The following is a 26,541-nucleotide window of genomic DNA, read 5'->3' as shown; positions in this document are numbered from 1 at the left end:
ATCAATTCTTTAATGGGTTGAATTCCTGTTGACGAATGATCTCTGTGACTTTGGTGAGGAGATTAAGTTTTCCTCCGTAGGTTTTTCTAAGTAAGTCCTCATTGACCACATCTGATTTTGGGCCGGATGCTACCAAATGAAGGTTCAACATAATGATCCATTCAAAGTAGGTCATTGCCGAATGAATATCATGGTGAACGACTATGACGGTTTTTCCTTCCTTAGTCATTTCCTGGAGTAATTGGAAAATAGCAGTCTCTGTTGCCATATCCACACCCGCGAAAGGCTCGTCCATCAGATACAAATCCGCTTCTTGAGCCAATGCTCTTGCAATAAATACACGTTGTTGTTGTCCTCCCGAGAGTTCCGATATCTGCCTTTTTGCAAAAGCTGTCATTCCGACTTTTTCAAGGCTGCTAAATGCTAGATCTTTTTCCTTTTTTCCAGGTCTTTTGAAGAGTCCAAGCCTCCCGTAGGTACCCATCATGACTACATCCAAAACCGATGCTGGAAAATTCCAGTCGACAGATTCTCGTTGGGGGACATAGCTGATTCTGTTTCGAACCTGATCCAGATCTTTATTGAAAATCTTCACATAGCCACCTGTAGGTTCGACCAGTCCCATGATGGCTTTGATCAATGTGGATTTTCCTGCGCCATTTGGTCCCAGGATTCCGATGAGTTTTCCTTCAGGTAAACTGAAATCAATATTCCATAAAACCGGAGATTGATCATAGCTGACTGTCAAATCATGGATTTCCAATAAAGGGTTTTCTACTTGTTTAATCATGGTTGAAGGCTGTCAAGGATGGTTTTGAGATTGGTTTCTACCATTCCTATATAGGTTCCGGCAGGGGTATGAGGGCTGTCTAGGCTATCTGTGTAAAGTGGTCCGGCTAATTTGATGGAATGTCCCGCATTGGCACATCCAGCAACAACGGCCGTGATTGCTTTGGGTGAAATGGTCTGCTCAGCAAATACAGCATGGATATTTCTATCGATAATAAATTGGATCAATCCAGTAAGGTCTCTTAATCCTGGTTCGCTCAAAGTGGAGAGTCCCTGAAGTCCTTTTACCTCGATATGATATGCTTTTCCAAAATAAGCAAATGCATCATGAGCCGTGATCAAGGCTTGATTGCTTTCGTTTAGCTGCTTTGTTTTTTGTTGAACTTCCAGGTTGAGTTCATCTAACTGTTTTTGATAGGATCTGGATAGCTCCTCAGTTTTTTTAGTCCATTCGGGTTTCCATTTGATAATTTCTTCAGAAGCATGCTGCATGGCAAGCTTCCAAAGATTAACATCAAACCAAATATGAGGGTCGACACTGTGAGCTTCCGGTCCGGCACGAAGGAGTAGTGAATCGGGAATGGTTTCTGAAACATTGATCAAGTCTTTGCTGAAAGCTAGTTTCTCAAAAATCTCAGTCATTTTTCCTTCTAAGTATAGGCCGTGATAAATCACCAAGTCTGCATTTTCCAATAGATCTAAATCCCGAACTGAAGCTTTATAAAGATGTGGGTCCACTCCGGCAGGCATAAGAGAAATCACCTCTGCTTGATCCCCGATTAGGTTCCGGATTCCATCGGCTAGGATAGAAGTGGTAGCGACAATAGTGATCTTTCCATTATCCTCTTCCGATTGGAAACGACAGGAAGAAAATCCAAAAAATATAAGTGCTATGAAAATCCAGTTTCTCATGATTGGATTACTAAAATGTTTCCGGCAACATCTTTAGACATGAAGATATTTTTCTTGTTGTCAACCAAAATTTCCAACGATCCATCAAACTCCACGCGGTCCAAAATTTTGATTCTTGCGCCAATATATGCACCGACTTTATCAAGGTATCTCAAGAAGGCAGCGGAGCTATCTTTCACCGCTACGATCTGACCTGTTTGGTCCAAATCCATTTCATTCAAAGGTACTCTAGGTCTAGCTCTGACATCTCCGTATTCATCAGGAATCGGATCTCCATGAGGATCAAATTTCGGGTAGTTCAAATAGGCATCTAATCGTTGGATGAGTAGGGGGGATTGGATGTGTTCTAACTCCTCTGCAACCTCGTGAACTTCGTCCCAAGCAAAGTTGAGTTTGTCCACCAAAAACACCTCCCATAGACGATGTTTTCTGATCGTCTGAAGCGCTCTTTTTTTACCCTCTTCGGTGATGTGTACCCCGTAATATTTTCTGTATTCGATCACCTCTTTATCCGAAAGTTTTCGAAGCATATCCGATACAGAGGCGGGTTTAGTTTTCATTTCACCTGCAATGTCATTCGTGCTGACGGATTTGCTACCACCCTCTGATAGGTGATAGATCGCTTTCAAATAATTCTCTTCTGCTGTAGTCAGATTCATGAGTCAATTGTTATAAGGCAAATATAAAAATTAAATTAGATATAGCTAAAAATAATATTACTATTGTCTAAATCGACTGTTGATAAGCTGAATTTTATTGTGATCTAAGTGTTAGGTATGTCTAAAAATATAAATAGATTGACCTAAATAAAAACGTAAGTAACAATAAATCAATGAATTGATATGATTAAAACTCTTTGATTTTTATGAATTCTCAAAAATTCAAAGATTGAAAACGAGTTTCCATTTTGTAAAAATGAGTGTAAAATGATTGGGGTAGGTGGATAAGTTTTCCACTTATCCACTCGGGGAAAGAAATGCGATGTGGATTAAAGAATCTCCAGAAAGGAATTTTTCACAGTGTCCCAGTAAATTTCCAAAGGCGGATTTTGGGAGTAAAAAGGTTCTTGAAGTGCCCTCTTGAATTGAGTTTCTACTTGATCTAGATCTAAGAAATTGACGCTTTTGCCTCCATTAAATGAACATAAAAACTCTTCCCAAAGAGGATTTGGACTGTGTAAAATGGGGATGTTTAGAGCTGCGCATTCAAAGAGTTTTGTGGGCATTTTGGATCGAAATTCATCCCTGTTCTCATAGGGTAAAAGTAGGAGATCAGCCGTCTTCATTTCCTCTAAAATCTCCTTATGAGGGATGGGATTTTCAGAAATGAGTAAGGAGATGTTTGGCTTGTTTTCGGCTAGCTTTTCAAGCCGTTTTTGGAATGATTTGATAGGACAATGGCCTACTATTCTCAGGGTGATTTTTGGAAAAATATCACTCAACTTAAGGAACCAAAGAAGGGCATTTTCAGTCCCAAAGCTTGGGCTAAGAGTCCCTGTAATTAGGAGTTGAAGTGAGGTATTAGGATTAAGAAAAACTGATTGAGTTTGGATCTTTTTACCAGCATATAAATTGGGTAAAACCAATGCCGGGCTTTTCTCTGGCATTTCATTTTCGTAACATTTTTCAGCTAGAAGAAAGTGGTCAATTCCATTTTTGGATTCCGATAATCTGATCAGAGATTTTGCCAGAAAACGGGAAATTGCTCCTCTCTCTGGATTGAGATTTAGGTTAGCGATGTAGTTTTCTTGGACGTCATAAATCAACTTAAAGCCATAGATTCTCTTTAAAAATCTTGCAACTGGAAGGAATTCCCAGGTACAACAAATGACGATTTTTGGCCTAACCTTTTTAATAATTTGAGCAAATCGGATAGGCATCCAAGCACGTTGCCATAGAGATTTTGTATCGGCGATGGAATAAAAGTATCGGAATTCATCGCTTTTTGGAGACCTTTTCGAGCAAAAGCCTATGAAGTTTAGGCTGTATTTATTTGTTTCGCTCATCGAAAGGCCGAGCTTTCCAAAAGCCCGGATATCCTGGACAGGTTTGAGTCCAGAAGCTATTAAAACGGGAATCTTTTCGGCCCTTTCTTGTTGCATAAAACGAAACTAAAGAAAATAATGGAACTCAGAGAAATCATTGAAAAAGCTTGGGACAACCGAGAATTGTTGAAAGAAAAAGATACTGAAATTGCTATCAAAACAATCATTGCTGATTTGGATTCAGGTCAATTGAGAGTGGCCGAACCAATGGAAGATGGTAGCTGGAAAGTAAATGACTGGGTGAAGAAGGCTGTAATCCTTTATTTCCCGATTAGAAAAATGCAGACAATCGAGGTTGGTCCTTTCGAATTCCATGATAAAATGGCTTTGAAAACCAATTATGCGAAGCAGGGTGTAAGAGTTGTGCCTCATGCTGTAGCTCGATATGGAGCCTATTTGGCCAATGGAGTAGTGATGATGCCAAGTTATGTTAATATCGGAGCCTATGTGGACAGTGGCACGATGGTTGATACCTGGGCTACTGTCGGTTCCTGTGCCCAAATCGGCAAAAACGTTCATTTGAGTGGTGGAGTAGGTATCGGAGGAGTTTTGGAACCAGTTCAAGCTGCACCGGTGATTGTAGAGGATGGAGCCTTTATCGGATCCCGAGCTATTATCGTGGAAGGTGTGAGAATTGGTAAAGAAGCTGTAATCGGAGCTGGAGTCACCCTAACAGCTAGTTCCAAGATTATAGATGTGACAGGATCTGAACCTGTGGAGTACAAAGGATATGTACCTCCTAGATCAGTTGTGATTCCTGGATCACTTGCCAAAGAATTCAATGCGGGAACTTTCCAAGTACCTTGTGCATTGATCATTGGACAAAGAAAAGCCTCTACGGACCTTAAAACTTCTCTAAACGACGCTTTAAGAGAAAACAACGTAGCAGTCTAAACCAACTAATATGAAAATTTTATTCCGGGCCGGATTTGCAGTGCTTTTAAGTGCTGCATGTCTGGCTTGTTCTAATTCTGGCGAGAGTAAAGGTGATGCCTATTTCTCTCAAGGAGAATACAGCCAAGCTGTTAATGAGTATTCTGAAACTCTGAAATTCAGTCCCAATGATGTGACTACGCTTTATAATCGCGGAAGAGCTCATGAGGAACAAGGGGAGTACGATTCAGCTTTAATCGATTTTGAAAAAGCTGCTCAGATTGACCCAAACAATTTTCAGGTGCTTTTGAGTATTTCTAATATTCACTATTCGCAAAAGAACTACTCCAAAGCATTGATCTATTCAAGCAAAGCTGAGGAAATCTCTGGTGCTCCTGCAATGGCCTCTTTTATGAAAGGAAGAGCGTTGCATCAGTTGGGACATACAGATGATGCGATGAAGTCTTACAATAATGCTATTAAGCTAGATAAGAATTTTGGGCAGGCTTATTTCAATAGAGGAATGCTCAAAGTGGCTACCAAGAAAAAGAAAAGTGCTTGTGAGGACTTTCAGCTAGCTAAAGGCCTGGAATATCCGGGAGCAGAAGATGCTCTCAATAAATATTGCAAATAAGAATTCAAGTGAAAAAGCCCCGAAATTCGGGGCTTTTTTTGGATTCTATTTTAGAAACATCTCACCAAAACAAACTCATTTTTGAGTGAAGGCACTCAAATGGGCGATTGAGACTTTTAGTTATGTTCGTGAGGTTTGTGATCACATATTTCCTCTGAAGGTACTGTTCCGCTTCCTCCGCATGTTTTGCATTCACTGACTTCTTTGAGAGATCCATTACAGGTCGGGCAGGTTAATCTACCTTTTCCAGCACAACGGTCACACTCGTAATATTCTACGATATTAAAGATGTTTTTCTTGGTGATCATTCCAGTTCCTGCACACTTACTACAGCCAACGATTCCATGACCTTTGCAATAAGAACATTCCTGTTCGAGCTTTTTAGAGCCATTACAGGTTTCGCAGGTTTCCAAGCGGTAACCTTTTCTATTGCACAGCTGGCAACTCGCTATAGCTTCTAATGGTGTTTTTAGCTTTTCTTCAAGCTCTTTGGCTCCTTGATAATTTTCGCCTCTAAATCCATTTAGTTCAAAGTATTTGGATAAAAAATTAGAGCTATTGTCATACTGTTTCAATTCAAACAAAGTCTCTGCAAAATAGTAAGGCATTTCTTCCGGTAGGGGTAAACCAGAGTCGATTAGGTTTCTAAAAATAGAATTTGCAGTCTCATAATCTTGCCGCTCCATAGCAGCTAAGGCACCTTTCATCCATCGATCTGTCTGGCCCAAATTGGGAACACCTTGACAATAAGCTTTTGCGGAAAAGATAGTTAGAATTAGAAGGGCTGAGAATAGAAATTTTGAGTACACTGTTACTTGCTGATTGAATGACAAAATAAACAAGAAGTTTTCGGAAAGGTAAAGTTAATGTTTGCAAACGGTGAATTTTCAAACAATTACTAAAATGGATTTTGGAAGATGAAAATTGTCTTTATTTTAGGAGAACGAACTAGTAATTCTTTTTAAAGAAGGATGCTTTTGAGTTTATAACTTAGTGTTTTATTAAAATTTTATCAAAAATGGCAAAATCAATTGATGCAATTGAAGGAATCGGCGAAGTATTCAAAGGAAAACTTGGTGATGCAGGAATCAAAACTGTAGAAGGACTTTTGGAAGCAGGCGCTTCTAAGGCAGGTAGAAAGAAATTGGCCGAAGCATCTGGAATCGATGAATCTAAAATCCTAACATGGGTAAATATGGCTGACCTTTTCAGAATTAATGGTATTGCCAGTCAGTTCGCAGAACTATTGAAAGCAGCTGGTGTGGATACTGTGAAAGAATTGCGTAACAGAAACGCTGAAAACCTTCACGCTGCATTGACAAAGACCCAAGAAGAAAAAGGTTTGACTAAAGCTGTTCCTGCACTTTCTAAAGTGGAAGACTTTATCAGCCAAGCAAAAGCATTGGAACCGATGGTGACATACTAAAATTTGAAATAGTAATTTCATGTTGAAAACCTTTTTGCCCCGTGCAAGAAGGTTTTTTTTTGTAGTTTGCTTTCTTTAAAAATCTTTCGAAAATGAGTTCAGAAAATCGACAAGAAGAATTTATCAAGCACTTGGCTGATGGTCAGGTTTATAAAAAAGATTACATCATCATGGGGACAGGGATCCTCGATGGAGAACCGATCACCGGTGCTCAAATCAAAGTTCCACTCAAAACCATGAACCGCCATGGCTTGATCGCTGGAGCTACAGGGACTGGAAAAACCAAAACCTTGCAGGTAATCGCTGAACAATTGTCGTTAAAAGGAATTCCTTCGGTATTGATGGATTTGAAAGGCGATCTTTCTGGATTGGCTCAACCTGGAGAAGCCTCGGACTTTATCCTGAAAAGGTCAGAGAAAATTGGGGTTGATTATGATCCAATGGGTTTGCCAGTGGAGCTGATGTCTATTTCAGATGAAAAAGGAGTACGTCTCAAAGCGACGATTTCTGAATTTGGACCTGTTTTGATTTCCCAAATTCTTGAATTGAACGATACACAAAGCGGAATCATTTCCTTGATTTTCCGCTATTGTGATACCCAGCACTTGCCCTTACTTGATTTGAAAGATTTAAAAAAGGTCCTTCAATATATCACAAATGAGGGAAAAGAAGCTGTAACCAAAGAATATGGTCAAGTTTCATCTGCTTCTGTAAATACGATCATGAGAAAGATCATTGAGCTGGAGCAACAGGGCGCAGAGCGTTTCTTTGGTGAAAAATCCTTTGAGGTTGAAGACTTTGTAAGGACAAAATATGGTCGAGGAGTAGTTTCTGTAATTCGATTGACTGACGTTCAATCCAAGCCTAAGCTATTTTCAACCTTTATGTTGAGTATTCTTTCGGAGATTTATGAAACTTTCCCAGAGCAAGGGGATGATGATAAGCCAAAGCTTTGCTTGTTTATAGATGAAGCACATTTGGTGTTTGATAACGCCTCTAAGGACCTCTTAGAGAAGATTGAAGCCATCATTAAGCTCATTCGTTCTAAAGGAGTAGGGGTTTATTTCTGTACCCAAACTCCAACTGATGTACCTGATTCTGTTTTGGGGCAATTGGGCCTAAAAGTGCAGCATGCATTGAGAGCATTTACTGCTAAAGATCGGAAAGCCATCACCAAAACCGCTGAAAATTATCCCTTATCACCATTTTATGAGACCTCAGAAGTTTTGACGTCTATGGGGATTGGAGAGGCTTTGATCACTGCCTTGAATGAAAAAGGGATACCAACTCCATTAGCTCATACCTTGGTTCGAGCTCCGATTACCAGAATGGATATCTTGACCGAAAAAGAAATTGACGATGTTTGCAAATCTTCTGATCTGATAGATAAATATAATCAGGATATAGATCGTGAAAGCGCTTTTGAAATCTTGGGAGATAAGCTTGAGAAAATAGAAAAAGAACAGGAGAAAGCTGTTTTACCTGGGCCAAAACCAAGAACAACTCGTCGTACCAAGCAAGATGAATCTATCATCGAAGAATTGAGTAAAAACACCATGGTAAGGCAAATAGGCAGGACTATTTTTCGAGAATTGACACGTGGTATTTTAGGTTCATTTTCACGTAGAAGGTAATTGATTTAACGTATTGTAAATCAAATTGATAAAGATTTGAATATTGCCATAATTGGAGGTGGGGCTTCGGGGTATTTTGCTGCAATTCATGCATCAGGCCCGGGAAGAAAAGTGACTATTTATGAGAAGTCACCCAAGTTGCTTTCGAAAGTAAAAATCTCTGGGGGAGGAAGGTGCAATGTGACACATCGTCCCATGGAAATCGGAAAACTGGTAAAGAACTATCCTCGAGGTGAGAAGTTTTTGAAACAGGTTTTTCGTCATTTCAAACAAGAGAATACCATAGAGTGGTTTGAAAGCAGAGGAGTACCTTTAAAAATAGAGGAAGATGGGAGAATGTTTCCAGCTTCAGATAGTTCTTCATCTATTATTTCTGCTCTCCAAAACGAAGCACAAAAGCTCAACATTCAAGTTCTTATTGGAAAAGGATTGACTGGAATTCAACCAAAAGGGGAAGATTGGGAGCTTGAATTCGGTTCAGAAAAAATATTAGCCAATAAGGTTATTCTAGCCACTGGTGGCTTTCCAAAGAAGGAGGGATATAATTTCTTATTTGGATTGAAACATGAATTGGTTTCTCCAATTCCATCATTATTTACCTTCAATACACCGGGAGAATCCATTCGTGAATTAATGGGGCTTTCTGTTCCTAATGCCCATATTAGGCTTCAAGGAACTAAGCTTTCTTACAATGGACCATTGCTAATTACACATTGGGGAGTAAGTGGTCCTGCTGTTTTGAAATTATCTGCTTTTGGTGCTTCTTGGCTGTTTGAGCAAGATTATAAGGCTTATGCTATGATCAATTGGAATCAACAATATGGTGAGGAGGATTTTAAAAATCACTTGATTGAGTATGGCAAGTCCAATGGTGCTAGATTGGTTAAGAATTATCCACTTTTTGATATTCCAGCTAGATTATGGGCTCATTTTTTGGATAAATCTGAGATTTCCCTCGAATCTAATTATGGGAATTTGAATAAAAAGCAGATCAATAAATTGGTGCAAAATCTTTTTTGCTATAATTTGAAGGTCGAAGGGAAAACCACATTCAAGGAGGAGTTTGTCACCGCCGGAGGAATCAACTTGAATGAAGTAAACCCGCATACCATGGAGAGTAAATATCACCCTAATCTTTACTTTTCCGGGGAAGTACTAAATATAGATGGAATTACAGGAGGTTTTAACTTCCAAGCAGCATGGTCAACTGGGTATTTGGCCGGCAAGTCCACCTTATAAAAAGACATTATGAGCTTAGCCTACCCTGAATTGAATCAGCATATCCTCGATATGGCTGAAGGCGATGAAGAGTTTAGAGAGGATCTGACTAAAGCAATTCATTCTGGATTGATTGAATTACAGGAAAAGTATGCTGAAGGCATAAAGCTGAAAGATGATGTGATCATTCAACAGATCAGACATAAAGTAAAGCCTACTTTGGCCATGTTTGGTTTTGATGATTTGAGCGAAGTTCTAATTGCTGGAAAAGATATAATCGAAACATCTGGTTTTGGTGATGAGTTTGATTCTCATTTTTCATTATTTCAAAGTAAACTCAAAGTTGCGATTCAAGAAGTGAAGTATTTGTTAGAACCAAAGCTCAATTCCTGATATTTTCTGGAATATTGAACCAATTTGCCTTCAATGGCTTTATTTAGCAGATTGATTCAGCGTTCGATTTCATGCCGATTATTCCTTCTACCTACACCAAACCTCCAGGATATTTAATCAATGGACACTTTGAAACTATCGTTCCGAGTTTATTTAGGAAGATAGAAGGTGTCCTTTACGAAAGAGAGAAAATCAATACTCCTGATCAGGATTTTTTGAATTTGGATTGGTCTCGAGTTGGTTCCAAAAAGCTTTTAATTGTTTCCCATGGATTAGAAGGAGATTCCTATCGTCATTATGCCATGGCTTTGGTAAAGCTTTTTAACCAAAATGGAATTGATGCCTTGGTTTGGAACAACAGGACATGCGGTGGAGACATGAATTTACAGCCTATTTTATACCATCATGGAGCGAGTTATGACGTGGATACAACCATTCGCCATGTCATTTCAAACTATGAATATGAAGAGATTTACCTCTGCGGAATTAGCATGGGAGGAGCACAAACCCTCAAATATCTGGGTGAAAATGGATCAAGTATTCCTTCTCAAATTAAAAGGGCTGCTGTTTACTCTACTCCTTGTAATCTTCCTTCCAGTGCTGCTACCTTGAGGATGAAAAGGAATGCGATTTACAAAAAGAAGTTTCTTAATAAACTGAAGGAAAAAATCAGAAGAAAAGCCCTTCAATTCCCTGATTTGATTGATCTGGAAACTTTAGAAAAGGTTAGAGATTTTGACACATTTGATACTCAATTCACTGCAAAATTGCATGGATTCAAGGATGCAGCTGATTTTTATCAATCGGTCAGCGCGGATAACTGGATGGAAAATATTTCTGTTCCTACCTTAATTATAAATGCTTTGAATGATCCACTTTTGGGACCAGAGTGCTATCCAGTAGAATTGGCAGAGAAAAAGTCGGAAATCTTTCTAGAGATGCCAACAAGAGGGGGACATACTGGTTTTGTTTTAAAGGGAGAAGAGTTTACTTGGGCGGAAAAACGCTTTTTGGAATTCCTTGATAAAACCTGAAACTCAATTTCACTTACTATATTAGTGGTAACTAAAACTTAAAATAATGCGAAAGCTGTTTTTCTTTTCTATTCTAGTATTGTTTTCATTGACGCTTTTTTTGATGTGGTTTTATTCCTTTCGGGAATTCAGCTTTGGATATTTTGTTTTGCTGATTTTAGGCTTTTTGACTGTTTTGGGAATTTATGATTCCTTTCAGACCAAGCATGCAATCCTGAGGAATTTCCCGGTTGTGGGTCATTTTAGATACATTTTGGAATCTATCAGTCCTGAAATCCAACAGTATTTTATTGAAAGTAATACGGATGGAAGACCTTTTAGCAGAAATATTAGAGCCTTAGCATATCGAAGAGCAAAAAGTGTTAATGATACACACCCATTTGGAACCCAGCGGGATATTGATGGTGAAGATTATGTGGCATTGAGACATTCCATCTATGCCGTACATGTGAAAGATGAGGATTTAAGAATTGAAATAGGAGGCCCTGATTGCAAACAGCCTTATTCAGCTTCAATTTTTAATATTTCCGCAATGAGTTTTGGTTCATTGAGCGCGAATGCGGTTAGAGCCTTGAACTTGGGAGCTAAAAAAGGACGCTTTTTTCATAATACGGGAGAAGGTGGAATTTCCGACTACCATATGCAAGGTGGGGATTTATGCTGGCAAATAGGAACCGGATATTTCGGATGTAGAGATGAGCATGGGAATTTTGACTCTGAAAAATTCAAAGAAAAAGCTGCTCGTCCAGAGGTGAAAATGATTGAAATCAAAATCTCTCAGGGTGCCAAACCTGGTCATGGGGGTGTTCTACCTGGAGTGAAAAATACTCCAGAAATAGCTCATATCAGAGGAGTGAAGGCAGGAACTACCGTTTTGTCTCCACCAGCCCATTCTGCATTTTCGGACTCTGAAGGATTGATCGAATTTATTCGAGAATTACGTGAACTATCTGGAGGTAAACCTATTGGTTTTAAGTTATGTATAGGTCGAACTGAGGAGTTTATTGAGATCTGCAAGGAGATGGTGGCGAAAGGGTGTAAGCCTGACTTTATTACCATTGATGGAGCTGAAGGTGGTACTGGAGCTGCTCCTTTGGAATTTTCAGATAGTGTTGGTTTGCCATTAGAGCCGGCCTTGATTTTTGCCAGAGCTGCATTGGAAAAATTTCACTTAAAAGACGATATCAAACTAATAGCTTCAGGTAAAGCATTGAGTGCATTTTCCATTTTGAAAAATATAGCCCTAGGAGCCGATGCTTGTAATTCCGCTCGTGGATTTATGTTTAGCATTGGATGCATTCAGGCGCTTCGCTGCAATACCAATGAATGTCCAACTGGAGTTGCTACACAAAGACGTGGATTGGCAAAAGGCCTTGTTGTAACTGATAAATCAGAGCGTGTTTATAACTTCCATAAAAACACGATCAATGCTGTAAAAGAGTTGCTGGGAGCTTCTGGTCATCATCACACTTCAGAATTAACAATCCATGACCTAGTTAAAGGTGATGAGATGATCAAGTTAGCCAATAGATACTTTCCGGATACGGTAAATACGCAGGTATAAAAGAAGATTATCGAAATACAGTAGATATATCCATTCATAGAAAAACAATTTTGTTTTTCTATGAAGATCTGTGGCCTTTTATCTACTGTGATGCGGGAATTTATTTTAGAAAAACGCTTCGTGAAATAGATGGAAATACACTTTTGTGTGAAATAGTATTTAAGTAAAGTTTTTCTGCTATCAGTGTAAATCTGCGACTTTTTCAGTGGAGATCCGTGGGAGATAATGCTTAGAAATATGTTTCGCGAAATTCAACGGATGTTGACTAATGTCTAAAACCATCGTTTTATAGGAACTTGTTTATTAAAGAATGATTACTGGATTTTTATAAACTTCCAATCGTCAATTATCAATTGAAGTTCTCCCTTTTCATTAATAATTGCTGCTTTCCACTCAGATAAAATCCCATCGTCCAAGAAAAAACTAAGGATTCGATCTTCCTTCGATATTTCCTCTATTCCAATTAAGTTTGAGTCTTCAATTTTTTTTAACTCTTTGATAATTGATTCAAATTGAAAGTTTATATCTCCTTCGGAAACCATTAAAAAGTTTAGGTTTCTTATTGGACCAAATTCTGGAAATTCTCCAAACAGTTTAAAAGGGTTTTCATATTTATAAAGGAGTGCTGCTTCTAGCCCGTTTAAATCCTTCACCTTTTTAATTTCTAAAAATGAAGGGATCAATTCTCGAATGACCTCAAAAGTACTGGAACCAAGTATGACTGCTCCTCGAGTTGAAATGTATTTTGGAGGGAAATATTCGTCTTTTAATTGGTCTTCTTCTTCAAGAATCCATTCAAATGCAGGAATAAATAAATGAAAGCTACCAGCTTTTCTTAAAGCAAACCAATTTCCTTTTTCACAATGTGTATATCCACATGATTCACATATAATTGCTTGATAAACCTGCTCACCTTCACCATGGTCAATAATTGCCTCTAATTGATTGAAAATGATTTGGTCACCTGCCGAAATTGTAGTGCCAACAGAATAGCCTTGTCCAGAGGAAGTGAAAGTAAATAAATTTTTCTTAGTTGATAACTTCTCTATGGACCACATTGTAATTTATTATGAAAGTCTCTTCAAAACCATTCCGGCAACTGTACCTCCAATCGAAAGTGAACTGGTAGCTGCTGGGGAAGGGGCATTGAGTACATTGATCACATATTCGGATTCGCGGATTGCGAAATCATCCAACAAACCACCATTTTTATCACAAGCCTGTGCTCTTACTCCAGCTCCACCTTCTACCAAATCAGATTCTTGGATCTCAGGGATTAATTCCTGCAATGCTTTGGTAAAGGCCGCTTTGGAAAAAGAGCGGTACATTTCTCCGAATCCTGTTTTCCAGTATTTAGCAGCTACTTTTTGGAAGCCAGGCCAGGCCAGTGATTCTGCTAATTCACCCAGATTGATCTGAGATTTGGAATAGCCCTCTCTTCGGAAAGCCAAAACAGCATTTGGCCCTGCCTCAACTCCACCTTTCATCATTCGGGTAAAGTGAACACCCAAGAAAGGGAAATTTGGATCCGGAACAGGGTAAATAAGGTTTTTAACCAAGTATTCTTTTTCCTTTTTCAATTTGAAATACTCTCCTCTAAAAGGAATGATTTTCACATCTTTTTCAGTGTCAGAATCCATTTGGGCTACTTTATCTGAGTAAAGCCCAGCACAGTTGACGATTAGGTTCGCCTCAATGGTCCCTTTTGAAGTTTCAATGTAATTGGTATGTCCTTGATGTTTGTATGACAGTACTTTATGATTTAAAAGTATGTCACCACCGGCTTGCATGATCTTTCTTCCGTAAGCAAGTGCAACCTGGAAATAATCCACGATTCCGGTTTGAGGAACATGGATTGCATCCACCCCTGTACAATGGGGTTCATAGACTTTCAATTCTTCTAAACTGATTCTTCTCGTGCCTTCCAATCCGTTTTGAAGACCTCTTTGAAGAAGGTTTTCCAAAAGTGGTTTTTGTTCTTCCTGAGTGGCTACCACTACCTTTCCTGTGATTTCGAAAGGGATTTTTTCCTCTTCACAAAACTGAACAAGCTCATGATATCCATTGATGCAATTGGTAGCCTTCAAGGATCCTGGTTTGTAATACAGCCCAGAGTGAATCACGCCTGAGTTATTTCCCGTCTGATGTTTTGCCAGCTGGGATTCTTTTTCCAAAATGGCGATTTTCAAAGAGGGTTTTTCCTTCAACAACTTTAATCCTGTGGCCAAGCCAACAATTCCACCACCTACAATGGCTATATCGTAACGCATAGTATCCTGTTTTGAACCCCAAATATACCGATCAGAAATTCATTTTGAAGGAGGAGAGAGGAGGACTTTTGTACAACATTTAGAATTTTTCACACGTTTGGTTGCGGTATGCCGTTTGAATGGCTTTATTTTGCGTCTTCATTTGTTTTCACCGAATTCTCTGGATGAATAAATACCTTCTCCTGATTTTACTTTTTCTGCAAACTGTTGTTTCTTTTTCCCAAACGACTATCAGGGGGAAAGTGACAGATGCGACCACCGGTGACCCGATACCTTTTGCTTCTGTATTGCTTTTGGGGACAACCACGGGCATGAATACAGATTTTGAAGGGAATTATGAGCTAAAAACTTCTACTCAAGTCGATAGTATCCAAGTTAGCTATCTAGGATATTTGTCGCAAACTAAAGCGCTTTCCAAGGAACCTCTCCAAACTCTGAACTTTCAATTGAGACCCTCAGATTTTGAATTGGAGGCATTTGTTTTTGAAGCTGGAGAAAATCCTGCATTTGAGATTATTCGAAGAGCTGTAGATCGAAAGAAGGACTTTGATAAGCGTAATTTAAATGCTTATGAGACAAAGAATTATACCAAGATAGAAATTGATATAGATGAGGTTTCAGATAAATTCACCCAAAGGAAATCCGTTCAGAAAGTCACTGCAATTCTAGACAGTATTCAGCAGTTAAAGGATGATGAAGGGGAAAAGATTCTCCCGATTTTCTTCTCAGAAACTGTTTCAAAATTCTATTTCAGAAATGATCCCGTCTTGAAAAAGGAAATTGTTGAAAAGTCCAAGGTAACAGGGGTGGGGATAACGGATGGTTCTACAACTTCCCAGATTACAGGTTCGGTTTTTCAAGAATATAACTTCTATAAAAACTGGCTTTCTATCTTAAATAAAGAATTCGTTTCTCCAATTGCGGATGGGTGGAAGACTTTTTATGATTATGATCTGATGGATTCTGTGCTGGTGGGCAAGGACAGTTGCTATATGCTGCAGGTTTATCCCCGTCAGGAGGAGGATTTGGCCTTTGCCGGGACTATTTGGATTAATAAAGAAACCTATGCTTTAAAGCAGGTGGATTTGACTATCCCCAAGACCGCTAACCTGAATTTTATTGAACGAATCAAGATTCAGCAGGAATTGGAGCCGATTTCGAGCGGGCATTTGATTCCTTCCAAGAGCCGGGTTCAGATTAAGATAGCTCAAGTTACCAAAAACACTGCCGGCTTGCTGGCCAAGTTCTATACCGCAACAGACTCGGTGGTTTTGGCTGATCCGAAGCCTACTTCATTCTTTAATAATGCGGTAGAACTCAAACCGGATTTTGGCAATGCAAGTGATGAGTTTTGGCAGAAAAGTAGGATAGACCCACTGACAAAAGAGGAGCTGGCAGTGCTTCAAATGGTCGACACCCTGAAGAAAATCCCTGTAGTACGATTCTATTCAGAAGGTTTGAAATTCTTTGCTTCTGGTTTTCTTCCTGTCGGGAAAGTTGATTTGGGTCCATGGACTGAATTTGGGAATTACAACAATGTAGAAGGTTTGAGAGGAGGTTTCGGATTAAGAACCAATTACAAATTCAGTAATAAATGGTTACTTCAAGGATATGGGGCCTATGGATTTAAAGATGAACGTTTTAAATATTCTGTTTTTGCCACTCGAATTCTAGATCGAAAACGCTGGACTACAGTCCAATTGAAGACTTTTAAAGAAATTGATCAAGTGGGGTTGGAGATGGAATCTTTGGCAGGAAATAGTGTGTTTTTGGCTGCCAGTAGATTTGGAACCTTGAGGAGACCTTTTATTTCTACAGGTAATCAATTGAATTTCCAACGCGAGTTTTTCAAGGGATTCCTCTTTTCAGGTGGCTTGAGGAAAAGTAAATTTGATCCACTTTTTGACTTCTATTATTTAGATAAGAAGAGTCGGGAGTATCGATCCAGTTTTGAAACTATGGAGGCTCGTTTTGGACTTCGCTATGGGAGAGATGAAATCATCATCATCAATGACAATGAGCGTGTTTCTTTAGGTCCTGATACCTGGCCAATTGTAGAGGTTAATTTTACAAAAGGTTTGAGATGGCTAGGTGGGGATATGAGCTATGAAAAGTTCAGTTTTTATGTCTATCAACGTCTTAAAATGGGACTTTTGGGGGTTTCTCGCTATGAATTTGATGCAGGAAAAATCTTTGGAGAAGTTCCTTATCCGATATTGAAAAACCATTTAGGAAATGGAACGCTGTTTTACACCACGGCTGCTTTCAATACCATGAATTTCAATGAGTTTGCCTCTGATCAATACATGAGTTTAAGATACAGGCATTTCTTTGAAGGCTTTCTGTTGAATAGAATTCCACTGATGAGAAAGCTCAAATGGAGAGCTGTGGCCAATGCCAATATCTTGTTTGGAAGTGTGAGAAATGAAAATATCCTCAATGTTCCAGGAGTGGATCCTGAAGGAAATACCTTGGAAAGCTTTGGCAGGCTGGATCCAAATCGGCCTTATGTGGAACTGGGCTATGGTGTTGAGAATATTTTTAAATTCTTCCGAGTGGACTTTTTCCACCGCATGACCTATCTGGATGCACCAGATGCCAAGCCATTTGTGGTGAAAGTCAGCGCTCAGATAATTTTATAAGTCTGTTTCTTAGATTTGGTGAATTCCTTAGTTTTAAGGATGAAACTTTTAGCTGTATCTATTCTTTTGTCGATTTTGCTTTTTTCTTGTTCCGAAATAGGTGAAAACTTATCGCAAGATGACCTTGAGGTCATTTCCATTGATTTATCGAATGCCTATGATGGTAAACTTTCTGAATTTTTCGAGCCAGAGGTTGACTATATCTGGCTGAAAGATGATTCTGAAGAAGCTCAATTGGGTGCTGGTTTGAATAAAATTGAATTTTATGGAGATAAAATCCTGATCCTCGATGTTTTTGGATGTAAGTGTGTCAAAATCTTTGATAAAAAAGGGAATTACCTGAGTCAAATTCGTGCCTATGGTGATGGACCCGAAAAGTACTTGGATCTGGATAATTTTATGGTTCATGATAATCAGATTCTTTTGTTGGGGGTTTATCCTTCAAAATTTATGTGGTTTGATTTCGATGGAAATTTTTTAAAAGAGGAAAAATTACCTTTTGGTGTAAAAGGAGGGGTATTTATGGAAAAGCTAAACCGCTTTTATTTTTTCAGTGAGAGCTTTCAGGTTGATGATTATCTTGTCCGTTCAGTCAATTCAGAATTTCAGGATACCACTTATTTTTTTCCAATTGTAGAAGGTCGCTACTATGGAAATTATTCTGAAAGATATAATCTGATTAAAAATGGTGAGGGTTTGTATTATACTATGCCATTTCAGGACACAATTTTTCAATTGCAAAATGAAGAGTTTGTTCCCCGATTGGTGTTTGATTATGGAAGCTATGCTCAGGATTTGGAGGAGCTAAAACGGAACAGTGAAGAATTGAATGGCTTGGAAGAAATGGAATTTATCAATAAAAGGGCTAAGCTCTACTTTGTGCCTTATTTTTGGAATGTTGGAGAAGACTTTTTGTTTGCTCGATTTAGTTACGAAGAAAAGAATTACTCAGTCTTTTATGATCGAAATAATAGGGAAACGGCAGTCTTGAATTTTAATATTGAAAATGACTTAGATGAATCGGGAAACAACTATTTCCCATATTTGAGATTTGGAGAGAGAAAAATGGGGAAAAGAATCCCTGGAGTTTCCCTTTTTGAAAGTTTAATGAAGAAAAAAGAAGAATTCGGGGAAGAAGCCTTTGAATCCTATATCAATGGAAAAGGGAAAAAGTTTGCTGAAGTGGCTACAGCAGCCAAAGATTCTGAAAATCCAGTTCTTATTATTTATACCCTAAAGAAATAACGGTTCTTTTCATTATTCCCTTCCCTGAAATTTTTCCTTTGAATACACATTTGGCATATTTGCAGCTTAAACCAATTGCCTGTTTGTATAGGCCAACACAATTTTATGTCACAACAAATTAAAATTACCCTGCCGGATGGATCGGTGAGGGAGTATGAACAAGGAACTACCGGGCTACAGATTGCTGCCAGTATCAGCGAGGGTTTGGCTAGGAACGTTCTTGCTGCGAAAGTAAATGGTCAGGTTTGGGATGCTACCCGCCCGATCGAGGCTGATGCAGATGTACAATTGCTTACTTGGAATGACGGTGATGGAAAAAACACCTTCTGGCATTCATCTGCCCACTTGTTGGCGGAAGCTTTGGAAGCATTGTATCCAGGAATCAAATTTGGTATTGGACCTCCAATCGAAACAGGATTTTACTATGATGTAGATTTCGGTGATCATACCTTGGAAGGTGCTGAGCTAGAAAAGATCGAACAGAAGATGATCGAATTGGCTCGCCAAAAGAATGAGTATGTTAGAAAGGATATTTCTAAGCAAGATGCTGTTAGCTACTTCCAGGAGAAAGGCGACGAATACAAATTAGACCTGTTGGAAGGATTGGAAGATGGTTCGATTACGTTCTATGAGCAAGGAAATTTCACGGATCTTTGCCGTGGACCTCATATCCCGAATACCGGTTTCATCAAAGCAGTGAAGTTGACCAATATCGCTGGTGCGTATTGGAGAGGTGATGAAAACCGCAAAATGTTGACTCGTATTTACGGGGTGACTTTCCCGAAGGCCAAAGAGCTTCAGGAATACATGACCATGTTGGAAGAAGCCAAGAAGCGTGACCACAGAAAACTGGGACGTGAATTGGAGCTTTTTACCTTCTCTGAAAAGGTAGGAATGGGACTTCCATTGTGGTTGCCAAAAGGTACTTTGTTGAGAGAAAGACTGGTGAACTTCTTGAAAAAAGCTCAGGATAAGTCTGGATATCAGCAAGTAACTACTCCTCATATCGGCCATAAGGCATTGTATGAGACTTCAGGACACTATGAAAAATATGGAAAGGATTCTTTCCAGCCGATAGCTACTCCAAACGAAGGGGAGGAGTTTCTATTGAAACCGATGAACTGCCCTCACCATTGTGAGATTTACAAATATAAGCCACGTTCTTACAAAGAGCTTCCTATCCGTTATGCGGAATTTGGAACTGTTTATAGATACGAGCAAAGCGGTGAATTACATGGATTGACCCGTGTAAGAGGATTTACTCAGGATGATGCACACATTTTCTGTAGACCTGATCAGGTGAAAGAGGAATTTATCAAGGTAATCGACTTGGTATTGTATGTATTCAAGGCTTTGGGCTTTGATGATTATACCGCTCAGATTTCTTTGAGAGATCCGGAAAATCCATCCAAATACATCGGAGGAGATGAAGCTTGGAACAAAGCTGAAACTGCGATCATTGAAGCAGCGGCTGAAAAAGGCTTGAATACCGTCACTGAATTAGGTGAAGCGGCATTCTATGGTCCTAAGCTGGACTTTATGGTGAAAGATGCTTTGGGTAGAAAGTGGCAGTTGGGAACTATTCAGGTAGACTACCAGTTGCCAGATAGATTCCAATTGGAATACATTGGCTCGGACAATCAAAAGCACCGACCAGTGATGATCCACAGAGCACCTTTTGGTTCTTTGGAACGCTTTGTGGCAGTTTTAATCGAGCACTGTGCTGGTAATTTCCCACTTTGGCTTTCTCCAGAGCAATTGACTATTTTGCCTATTTCTGAGAAATTTGTTGGGTATGCTGAAGAAATTAAAGCTATTTTAGACGAGCATGACATTTCAGGGTCTATCGACAATCGTGATGAAAAAATCGGTCGAAAAATCAGAGATGCCGAAGTGAAAAAAATCCCTTTTATGATCATTGTAGGGGAAAAAGAACAAGAAGAAAGAAAACTTTCTGTCCGCAAACACGGGGAGGGAGACATCGGTAACTTCTCACCGGAGGAGTTTATAAAGTATTTTCAAGGGATTATTTCAGAATCACTGAGTAGAGAATAAAATTGGAAAATTTTCTTCTGCTTTTTAGAATTTAGAAATAATTCCGATATTTGCAGTCAATTTCAAAAAAACAACTAAAGCTAACTTGAGAGACAGAAATCCAAAAAGAGGTCGACAGGAAGAACCATATAAGGTGAACCAGAGAATTAGGGCCAGAGAAGTACGATTAGTAGGTGAATACGTAGATGGCGGAAATGCCGTCCTTTCACTAGATAAAGCACTAAAACTTGCCCAAGACAATGACCTCGATCTAGTAGAGATTTCTCCGAATGTGAATCCTCCTGTTTGTAAGATTTTGGATTATGCCAAATTCAAATACGAGCAGAAGAAGAAACAAAAAGAGATTAAAGCCAATGCGGCAAAGGTTGTTTTGAAAGAAATTCGGTTCGGACCTAATACGGATGAACATGACTACAATTTCAAATTGAAGCATGCCATCAACTTCTTGAAAGAAGGTGCCAAAGTCAAAGCTTATGTGCACTTCGTCGGTAGAAGTATTGTATTTAAGGAAAGAGGTGAGATGTTATTGTTGAGGTTCGCACAGGCTCTGGAAGATTACGGAGCAGTGGAGCAGCTTCCTAAATTGGAAGGAAAAAGAATGAGCATCTTCATCGCGCCGAAGCAAGCGAAGAAATAATTTCAACTAAATACAAACAGCAAAATGCCAAAAGTAAAAACCAAATCTTCCGCTAAGAAGCGATTCGCTTTGACCGGAACAGGAAAAATCAAAAGGAAACACGCTTTCAAAAGCCACATCCTAACTAAGAAGTCTACCAAAAGAAAGAGAGAACTGACCAAAGCTGGTTTGGTTCACGAATCCGATGAGGGTAGAGTAAGAGACATGTTGAGAATCTGATCAACCTGTTTTAAAAATTAAGGTTTATTTATTCACCAGATGCTTTGGTCTAAAGAGTTCGAGAAATCGGAACACCAAGTGTCAAAAAACAAAAGATTATGCCTAGATCAGTAAACGCAGTAGCGTCAAGAGCAAGAAGAAAAAAAGTGCTTAAAGCCACAAGAGGTTACTTCGGAAGAGGTAGCAACGTATGGACTGTAGCAAAAAACAAGTATGAGAAAGGTCTTCAGTATGCGTACAGAGACAGAAAAGCGAAGAAAAGAGAATTCAGAGCTTTGTGGATCCAACGTATCAACGCCGGTGCTAGAGAGCACGGTATTTCCTATTCTCAATTCATGGGTATGTTGAAAAAAGCTGACATTGAGCTAAACCGTAAGGTTTTGGCTGATTTGGCTATGAACCACCCAGAGGCATTCAAAGCTGTAGTTGAAAGAGTTAAATAAGGTTTGCTTACCTTATTTAGCGGAAAGCCTTCCTACCCGGGAAGGCTTTTTTATTTTAATGGGTGCCGAAGATTTTTTGGAAGGTTTATTTTTAGAATTCAATCAAACCTTCCTTATGCAAACCAACCGAATCCCAGTTTTCCTTATTATTAGTCTGATTTTTTTCCAGTGCCAACCATCTTCTTCACAAAATCAAGACTCAGAAGAAATTAATACATCAGGCCCATACGAAGGCTTTGATTTAGTTTGGGGAGATGAATTCGATTATTCCGGAAAACCAGATTCTACTTTTTGGTCTCATGAGCATGGTTTTGTTCGCAACAATGAACTCCAATGGTATCAACCGGAAAACGCCGAAGTAAAAGATGGAAATTTGGTGATTACAGGAAAGAGGGAAAAGATTCCAAATTCAAAATTTGATCCTGAGAGTCAAGATTGGAGGAAGAATAGAGAGTTTGCTGAGTACAGCTCCTCTTTAATTCATACAAGGGGGAACTATTCCTTCCAATTCGGGATACTTGAGGTCAGAGCAAAAATAGATACAGCTTTGGGAATGTGGCCTGCTATCTGGACGGTGGGTATGGAAAAAGGCTGGCCAGCCAATGGGGAGGTTGATGTGATGGAATATTACCGAGTGGATGGGGAAGCCACTATTTTAGCCAATGCGGCTTGGGCTCATCCTGATAAGAGAGCTGCATGGGATGAGGCAAAGATCACCTTTAAAGATTTTTTAGAGAAAGATCCAGAATGGCCACAGAAGTATCACATTTGGAAAATGGTGTGGGATGAAAAGAAAATCATCCTATCCTTGGATGATCAGGTTTTGAATGAGGTCAATTTGGAGGAAACCATCAATCCAGATGGAAGTAATCCTTTTCATCAACCACATTATATCCTGTTGAATATGGCCATTGGCTCCAATGGTGGCGATCCAAGTAATTCAGAATTCCCAGGTAAATATCTCGTTGATTATGTGCGTGTATATCAAAAGGTTGAGTGAAATAATAGAATTCTGTTATCTTGACTGTTGCTAATCTAGTTGTTAAATCATGAACTCGAAATCTTTTATTTTTAGTATTGTATTATTTTCAATCTCCACTTTGACTTTTGGTCAAGTCCCGGTTTATGACCGGTTTGAGTATGAATTCAAGAGTTCGAAAGAATATTCAGATCCGATTTATCAAGTTCAGAATTTTGAAATAATATTTACCTCTCCAACTGGGGTAAAGAAGACTGTTCGCGGCTTTTGGGATGGCGGAAATTCCTGGAAAGTTCGTTTTATGCCCGATGAGATTGGGACATGGGTTTTTGTTTCCAGTTCCTCTGACCAAGAAAATACTGGTTTAAACAATATTGAGGGGACATTTGAGTGTACTGCTCCAGAAAGCGACCTTGACCTTTTTCAAAAGGGGCCCATTGTCCATTTTCCGGGAACTTATCAGCTTAGGCATCAAGATGGTACTCCTTTCTTTTGGACAGCTTGTACTGCTTGGAATGGAGCATTAAAATCAACTTCTGAGGAATGGGAGTATTATTTGAAGAACAGGCTCGAGAATTCCTACAATACGATCCAATTGGTGACGACCCAGTGGAGAGGAAGTGAAAAAAATGGGGAAGGAGAGGTAGCTTTTACTGGAAGTGGACATATCCAGATCAATCCCGAATTTTTCAAAAGAATCGATGAAAGGGTAGAAGAGGCTAATCGAAAAGGTTTGTTGGTTTCACCGGTGATTTTATGGGCTTTGCCATTTGGTGAGGGAACTGAGTTTAGTCCGGGATACTATTTGCCAATCAGAGAGGCTGTCATACTTGCCAAATACATAGTCGCCAGATATCAAGGAAATCATGTTTTGTGGAATTTGGGTGGGGATGGGAAGTATTACGGAGATCTGGAAGATCGCTGGAAATCAATCGGGGAGGAGGTTTTTGGTGAAGGAAAATATCAAGGTTTGGTGACACTCCATCCGCATGGTTTGAGTTGGGTTGGTGATACTTATGAAGATGAACCATGGTATGAGGTATATACCTATCAGTCCTCACACTCCAAAGCTGAAGGAACAGTCAACTGGATTAATAAAGGACCAATTTCTGATCGTTGGTCCAAGATTCGTCCTTTACCTTTTATAAATACTGAGCCGCTTTATGAAGATATTAGAAAGGATGCCAGTCCTCGGGATATTAGAAACGCATGGTATTGGTCTGTTTTTGCAGCTCCAGTTGCCGGAATAACGTATGGAGCAAATGGAATCTGGCCTTGGCTCAGAGAAGGAGAGGAGATCGAAAACCATGGGCCTTCTGGACATGTAAGCCGCTGGAAAGAAAGCCTAGAGTTACCAGGAAGTATTCAAATGGGGTATCTACATGAGTTTTTTACTTCTATGGAGTGGTGGGAATTGAAACCGGCTACAGATTTATTAGTATACCAACCAGGAGATGATGATTTTAGTCATTTTGTATCGGTAGTTGCTAATGAAGATAGATCCAAAATAGTTTTGTATATACCTATAAAAGAGACGGTCGAGATATACAATATGAAAAATGAAATGTTTGATGCTAAATGGTTTAATCCAGTTTCCAGCTCCTATGAAAAAGCTGAAATTAGCTATGATGATCATTTCCTAGTCATTGAAAATATCAAGAATCAAGACATGGTCTTGGTGTTAGATAAGTTTCAAAAGCAATAGGAAGGGAGATTTGTCAAAAAAGCTTAATGATCCCATAGAGTGAAACTGCGCCAATTGAAATCACGCTTAACCAAAACAAGAAACTAGAAAAGTTTCCTGAGGCCAAGTTCAACGGATTATTTTTTAATCTAAAGTGTATAGCTGCATATACAACCAAAAGTAATAGGATGGAGCCGACCACTCCACCAAATAAAACCATGAAGGCTGGAAGCTTTACAAATACAAATGCAAAAGCCCAAAGTACTGGGAAGCTCCAAGATAGAATAGCTACCCATTTAGCCCTTGATTTTTCATGAGGCCAATTGATCCAACCTAGCTCACCAAAAATATCAGGAAATAGGCGTGTCCAGTAGGCGAGTGTTGCAAAAACACTTGAAAAAAGGACAAAAAAGGAACCTAGGATGTAGACGTCTTTAGCTTTTTCTCCGAGGGTTTCAGTATATATATTCGCTAAAGTCTCTATCAACTCATTTCCAGCAGGTATTGCAGTGTTTCCATGCAATATGGATGCTCCCAATAAGTAAAATGCAGCTGTGACAAGGGTATAGATGATCATGGCAACAATTGCGTCAAGATACATGATTTTGATCCAACCGTTAGCTCGATTTTTCCAAGCCTCACTTCCATCATTTACGCCTGAAAACTTGGCGTAACCTTTTTCCTGACACCAATAGGTATATGCAATGATTTCATCACTAGCTACTCCTGTAATTCCAAATGCCCCTATTGCCACAAAGATCAAATGAGGGGGTAGTTGAAAAGTCAATCCGCTCACCACGTCATTGAAAGAGAAGCCATATGGGCTGAAATTGACAGCGGTCAGGGAAACTAAGGTGAAAACAGTAAATGCAAAGACCAGGAGAATAGATGTCCGCTCAACCACAAAATAATAGTTCTTGAAGATCAATAAACTAGAAACTATCCCGAGCACAAAAACGAGGTGGAATGGGGAGAGGAAGGGAAATAGTAAGTTCAAGGCAATTGCAGCGCCCCCGATCATGCCACCAACTTGGACTATTTTAAATGAAGTCAACAAAAATGTCATCCATACAGCCCACTTGCCAGGCCCCGGCAATTCAGTGAAATTTTTCATCATAGGATTTCCTGTAATGATACTGTTTTTACCAAACTCTAATTGGATGGCAACTTTTACCAAACAACTCACTAAAATAACCCAAAATGTAATGAACCCACCTTCTGCACCCAATACGGTGGTCGCTATTAATTCTCCTGATCCGACGATGGAGGCAGAAAGGATAAACCCAGGTCCAAGAAATTTTAATTTTTCAAAAAATGAGGTGGGTGGATTCTTTATTTTGGGTGATGTCATTCATTAAAAATAGGAATTTTAATTCCTTATGATCACATGAATAGATAGATACTTTGTGGAGAATTAAATGCCTGAATTTAACCTTCTTTCTTAAGGAGCAAAATTCAAAATGCCATATAGTAAGATTTCATAGGTGTAAAATAAAAAAGGCTTCCATTTCTGAAAGCCTTTGTAGCGAGGACGGGAGTTGAACCCGTGACCTCAGGGTTATGAATCCTGCGCTCTAACCAACTGAGCTACCTCGCCAAATATCTATTAAAACCTGCTTGATTCTTTGATCAAGATTTGATGGTTATAATTTTATCCATTAATCTTTTTTAAGTATTGATATTTCGAATTAATGCCTATATTAAAGCACAGTCGAAGTTCAAAATACTTGGGCTGAAAATCTTTTATTTTCATTTAGTAACCCTCCCGTTCGAATTGGGAATGCAAATATGAGGTCTTGTACTGTGAAATGCAAGTTGACGTTCTTTAAAAAAGTGAAATTTTCAC

General features: G+C 39.1%; 24 protein-coding genes and 1 tRNA gene. 16 read left to right on the top strand and 9 right to left on the bottom strand.

Annotated features, from left to right (window positions below):
* Position 1: 1 nt before the first annotated feature.
* The 4 genes from O0V13_RS05570 to O0V13_RS05555 all read right to left on the bottom strand — a co-directional run bounded on the left by O0V13_RS05570 (position 2) and on the right by O0V13_RS05555 (position 3,802).
* On the bottom strand, positions 2–790 hold the full coding sequence (locus O0V13_RS05570; RefSeq protein WP_268034003.1) for a metal ABC transporter ATP-binding protein: 789 nt from the start codon (positions 788–790) through the stop codon (positions 2–4).
* The gene (locus O0V13_RS05565; protein ID WP_268034002.1) at positions 787–1,701 is read right to left on the bottom strand and encodes a metal ABC transporter solute-binding protein, Zn/Mn family; all 915 of its coding nucleotides are present in this window, start codon (positions 1,699–1,701) and stop codon (positions 787–789) included. The genes O0V13_RS05570 and O0V13_RS05565 overlap by 4 nt, the downstream gene beginning before the upstream one ends.
* On the bottom strand, positions 1,698–2,360 hold the full coding sequence (locus O0V13_RS05560) for a metal-dependent transcriptional regulator (RefSeq protein ID WP_268034001.1): 663 nt from the start codon (positions 2,358–2,360) through the stop codon (positions 1,698–1,700). The genes O0V13_RS05565 and O0V13_RS05560 overlap by 4 nt, the downstream gene beginning before the upstream one ends.
* A 329-nt stretch (positions 2,361–2,689) precedes the next feature.
* The gene (locus O0V13_RS05555) at positions 2,690–3,802 is read right to left on the bottom strand and encodes a hypothetical protein (RefSeq protein ID WP_268034000.1); all 1,113 of its coding nucleotides are present in this window, start codon (positions 3,800–3,802) and stop codon (positions 2,690–2,692) included.
* 21 nt (positions 3,803–3,823) lie between these two features.
* Here O0V13_RS05555 and O0V13_RS05550 point away from each other — a divergent pair, with 21 nt between their 5' ends.
* Together O0V13_RS05550 and O0V13_RS05545 are read left to right on the top strand one after the other, a co-directional pair.
* Entirely contained in the window at positions 3,824–4,639 is an 816-nt protein-coding gene (locus O0V13_RS05550) for a 2,3,4,5-tetrahydropyridine-2,6-dicarboxylate N-succinyltransferase (protein WP_268033999.1), read from the top strand.
* A gap of 10 nt (positions 4,640–4,649) precedes the next feature.
* Entirely contained in the window at positions 4,650–5,252 is a 603-nt protein-coding gene (locus tag O0V13_RS05545) for a tetratricopeptide repeat protein (RefSeq protein ID WP_268033998.1), read from the top strand.
* 116 nt (positions 5,253–5,368) lie between these two features.
* On the opposite strand, the gene O0V13_RS05540 is transcribed toward O0V13_RS05545, so the two are convergent.
* Complete coding sequence (locus tag O0V13_RS05540; RefSeq protein ID WP_268033997.1) at positions 5,369–6,061, bottom strand: molecular chaperone DnaJ; 693 nt, start codon at positions 6,059–6,061, stop codon at positions 5,369–5,371.
* Positions 6,062–6,270: 209 nt separating this feature from the next.
* Here O0V13_RS05540 and O0V13_RS05535 point away from each other — a divergent pair, with 209 nt between their 5' ends.
* From O0V13_RS05535 to O0V13_RS05510, 6 genes are all read left to right on the top strand, one after another.
* Positions 6,271–6,678: a DUF4332 domain-containing protein gene (locus tag O0V13_RS05535; RefSeq protein ID WP_268033996.1), complete on the top strand. Its 408-nt coding sequence runs from the start codon at positions 6,271–6,273 to the stop codon at positions 6,676–6,678.
* A 92-nt stretch (positions 6,679–6,770) separates the two neighbouring features.
* Positions 6,771–8,312 (top strand): helicase HerA-like domain-containing protein, encoded by a 1,542-nt coding sequence (locus O0V13_RS05530; RefSeq protein WP_268033995.1) that lies wholly within the window; start codon positions 6,771–6,773, stop codon positions 8,310–8,312.
* A gap of 36 nt (positions 8,313–8,348) precedes the next feature.
* The gene (locus tag O0V13_RS05525) at positions 8,349–9,551 is read left to right on the top strand and encodes an NAD(P)/FAD-dependent oxidoreductase (RefSeq protein WP_268033994.1); all 1,203 of its coding nucleotides are present in this window, start codon (positions 8,349–8,351) and stop codon (positions 9,549–9,551) included.
* A 9-nt stretch (positions 9,552–9,560) separates the two neighbouring features.
* The gene (locus tag O0V13_RS05520; RefSeq protein ID WP_268033993.1) at positions 9,561–9,923 is read left to right on the top strand and encodes a hypothetical protein; all 363 of its coding nucleotides are present in this window, start codon (positions 9,561–9,563) and stop codon (positions 9,921–9,923) included.
* 71 nt (positions 9,924–9,994) lie between these two features.
* Complete coding sequence (locus O0V13_RS05515; protein WP_268033992.1) at positions 9,995–10,957, top strand: YheT family hydrolase; 963 nt, start codon at positions 9,995–9,997, stop codon at positions 10,955–10,957.
* Positions 10,958–11,003: 46 nt separating this feature from the next.
* The gene (locus tag O0V13_RS05510) at positions 11,004–12,521 is read left to right on the top strand and encodes an FMN-binding glutamate synthase family protein (protein ID WP_268033991.1); all 1,518 of its coding nucleotides are present in this window, start codon (positions 11,004–11,006) and stop codon (positions 12,519–12,521) included.
* A gap of 314 nt (positions 12,522–12,835) precedes the next feature.
* Here the strand turns inward: O0V13_RS05510 and O0V13_RS05505 are convergent, their stop codons facing one another.
* A complete protein-coding gene (locus O0V13_RS05505; RefSeq protein WP_268033990.1) occupies positions 12,836–13,579 on the bottom strand; it encodes a hypothetical protein in 744 nt (247 codons plus the stop codon).
* A gap of 9 nt (positions 13,580–13,588) precedes the next feature.
* Positions 13,589–14,791 carry an L-2-hydroxyglutarate oxidase gene (gene lhgO, locus O0V13_RS05500; protein ID WP_268033989.1) on the bottom strand — a complete coding sequence of 401 codons (1,203 nt, stop codon included), beginning with the start codon at positions 14,789–14,791 and terminating at the stop codon, positions 13,589–13,591.
* Positions 14,792–14,955: 164 nt separating this feature from the next.
* Here lhgO and O0V13_RS05495 point away from each other — a divergent pair, with 164 nt between their 5' ends.
* From O0V13_RS05495 to O0V13_RS05460, 8 genes are all read left to right on the top strand, one after another.
* Positions 14,956–17,433, top strand: coding sequence for a DUF5686 and carboxypeptidase-like regulatory domain-containing protein (locus O0V13_RS05495; RefSeq protein WP_268033988.1), 2,478 nt, complete (start codon positions 14,956–14,958; stop codon positions 17,431–17,433).
* Between the two features lie 39 nt (positions 17,434–17,472).
* Positions 17,473–18,678, top strand: a complete 1,206-nt coding sequence (locus O0V13_RS05490; protein ID WP_268033987.1) for a 6-bladed beta-propeller — start codon at positions 17,473–17,475, stop codon at positions 18,676–18,678.
* A gap of 105 nt (positions 18,679–18,783) precedes the next feature.
* Positions 18,784–20,733 carry a threonine--tRNA ligase gene (gene thrS / locus O0V13_RS05485; RefSeq protein ID WP_268033986.1) on the top strand — a complete coding sequence of 650 codons (1,950 nt, stop codon included), beginning with the start codon at positions 18,784–18,786 and terminating at the stop codon, positions 20,731–20,733.
* Positions 20,734–20,818: 85 nt separating this feature from the next.
* On the top strand, positions 20,819–21,370 hold the full coding sequence (infC, locus tag O0V13_RS05480; protein WP_268033985.1) for a translation initiation factor IF-3: 552 nt from the start codon (positions 20,819–20,821) through the stop codon (positions 21,368–21,370).
* Positions 21,371–21,394: 24 nt separating this feature from the next.
* Positions 21,395–21,589, top strand: a complete 195-nt coding sequence (rpmI, locus tag O0V13_RS05475; protein ID WP_073570149.1) for a 50S ribosomal protein L35 — start codon at positions 21,395–21,397, stop codon at positions 21,587–21,589.
* A 98-nt stretch (positions 21,590–21,687) separates the two neighbouring features.
* A complete protein-coding gene (gene rplT / locus O0V13_RS05470; protein ID WP_073570150.1) occupies positions 21,688–22,032 on the top strand; it encodes a 50S ribosomal protein L20 in 345 nt (114 codons plus the stop codon).
* Positions 22,033–22,147: 115 nt separating this feature from the next.
* Complete coding sequence (locus tag O0V13_RS05465) at positions 22,148–23,032, top strand: glycoside hydrolase family 16 protein (protein ID WP_268033984.1); 885 nt, start codon at positions 22,148–22,150, stop codon at positions 23,030–23,032.
* Between the two features lie 49 nt (positions 23,033–23,081).
* Positions 23,082–24,716, top strand: a complete 1,635-nt coding sequence (locus O0V13_RS05460; protein WP_268033983.1) for an apiosidase-like domain-containing protein — start codon at positions 23,082–23,084, stop codon at positions 24,714–24,716.
* Between the two features lie 13 nt (positions 24,717–24,729).
* Here O0V13_RS05460 and O0V13_RS05455 read toward each other — a convergent pair whose 3' ends face one another.
* The gene (locus O0V13_RS05455; RefSeq protein WP_268033982.1) at positions 24,730–26,046 is read right to left on the bottom strand and encodes an Nramp family divalent metal transporter; all 1,317 of its coding nucleotides are present in this window, start codon (positions 26,044–26,046) and stop codon (positions 24,730–24,732) included.
* A 172-nt stretch (positions 26,047–26,218) separates the two neighbouring features.
* Positions 26,219–26,292 (bottom strand) — tRNA-Met (locus tag O0V13_RS05450).
* Between the last annotated feature and the right edge of the window lie 249 nt (positions 26,293–26,541).

The organism is Algoriphagus sp. PAP.12 (assembly GCF_026652115.1).
Classification (GTDB): domain Bacteria; phylum Bacteroidota; class Bacteroidia; order Cytophagales; family Cyclobacteriaceae; genus Algoriphagus.
Note: the sequence above shows the minus strand (reverse complement) of the source record. Positions and strands in the feature narration are given on the sequence as shown.

Bases quoted from the DNA above. Each gene is read 5' to 3' on its own strand.
- O0V13_RS05520 (WP_268033993.1), top strand. From the start codon at position 9,561: ATGAGCTTAGCCTACCCTGAATTGAATCAGCATATCCTCGATATGGCT.
- O0V13_RS05560 (WP_268034001.1), bottom strand. From the start codon at position 2,360: ATGAATCTGACTACAGCAGAAGAGAATTATTTGAAAGCGATCTATCAC.
- O0V13_RS05495 (WP_268033988.1), top strand. From the start codon at position 14,956: ATGAATAAATACCTTCTCCTGATTTTACTTTTTCTGCAAACTGTTGTT.
- O0V13_RS05550 (WP_268033999.1), top strand. From the start codon at position 3,824: ATGGAACTCAGAGAAATCATTGAAAAAGCTTGGGACAACCGAGAATTG.
- O0V13_RS05460 (WP_268033983.1), top strand. From the start codon at position 23,082: ATGAACTCGAAATCTTTTATTTTTAGTATTGTATTATTTTCAATCTCC.
- O0V13_RS05465 (WP_268033984.1), top strand. From the start codon at position 22,148: ATGCAAACCAACCGAATCCCAGTTTTCCTTATTATTAGTCTGATTTTT.
- O0V13_RS05545 (WP_268033998.1), top strand. From the start codon at position 4,650: ATGAAAATTTTATTCCGGGCCGGATTTGCAGTGCTTTTAAGTGCTGCA.
- thrS (WP_268033986.1), top strand. From the start codon at position 18,784: ATGTCACAACAAATTAAAATTACCCTGCCGGATGGATCGGTGAGGGAG.
- O0V13_RS05515 (WP_268033992.1), top strand. From the start codon at position 9,995: ATGCCGATTATTCCTTCTACCTACACCAAACCTCCAGGATATTTAATC.
- O0V13_RS05570 (WP_268034003.1), bottom strand. From the start codon at position 790: ATGATTAAACAAGTAGAAAACCCTTTATTGGAAATCCATGATTTGACA.
- lhgO (WP_268033989.1), bottom strand. From the start codon at position 14,791: ATGCGTTACGATATAGCCATTGTAGGTGGTGGAATTGTTGGCTTGGCC.
- O0V13_RS05490 (WP_268033987.1), top strand. From the start codon at position 17,473: ATGAAACTTTTAGCTGTATCTATTCTTTTGTCGATTTTGCTTTTTTCT.
- O0V13_RS05530 (WP_268033995.1), top strand. From the start codon at position 6,771: ATGAGTTCAGAAAATCGACAAGAAGAATTTATCAAGCACTTGGCTGAT.
- O0V13_RS05505 (WP_268033990.1), bottom strand. From the start codon at position 13,579: ATGTGGTCCATAGAGAAGTTATCAACTAAGAAAAATTTATTTACTTTC.
- O0V13_RS05455 (WP_268033982.1), bottom strand. From the start codon at position 26,046: ATGACATCACCCAAAATAAAGAATCCACCCACCTCATTTTTTGAAAAA.
- O0V13_RS05555 (WP_268034000.1), bottom strand. From the start codon at position 3,802: ATGCAACAAGAAAGGGCCGAAAAGATTCCCGTTTTAATAGCTTCTGGA.
- O0V13_RS05565 (WP_268034002.1), bottom strand. From the start codon at position 1,701: ATGAGAAACTGGATTTTCATAGCACTTATATTTTTTGGATTTTCTTCC.
- rplT (WP_073570150.1), top strand. From the start codon at position 21,688: ATGCCTAGATCAGTAAACGCAGTAGCGTCAAGAGCAAGAAGAAAAAAA.
- O0V13_RS05535 (WP_268033996.1), top strand. From the start codon at position 6,271: ATGGCAAAATCAATTGATGCAATTGAAGGAATCGGCGAAGTATTCAAA.
- rpmI (WP_073570149.1), top strand. From the start codon at position 21,395: ATGCCAAAAGTAAAAACCAAATCTTCCGCTAAGAAGCGATTCGCTTTG.
- O0V13_RS05510 (WP_268033991.1), top strand. From the start codon at position 11,004: ATGCGAAAGCTGTTTTTCTTTTCTATTCTAGTATTGTTTTCATTGACG.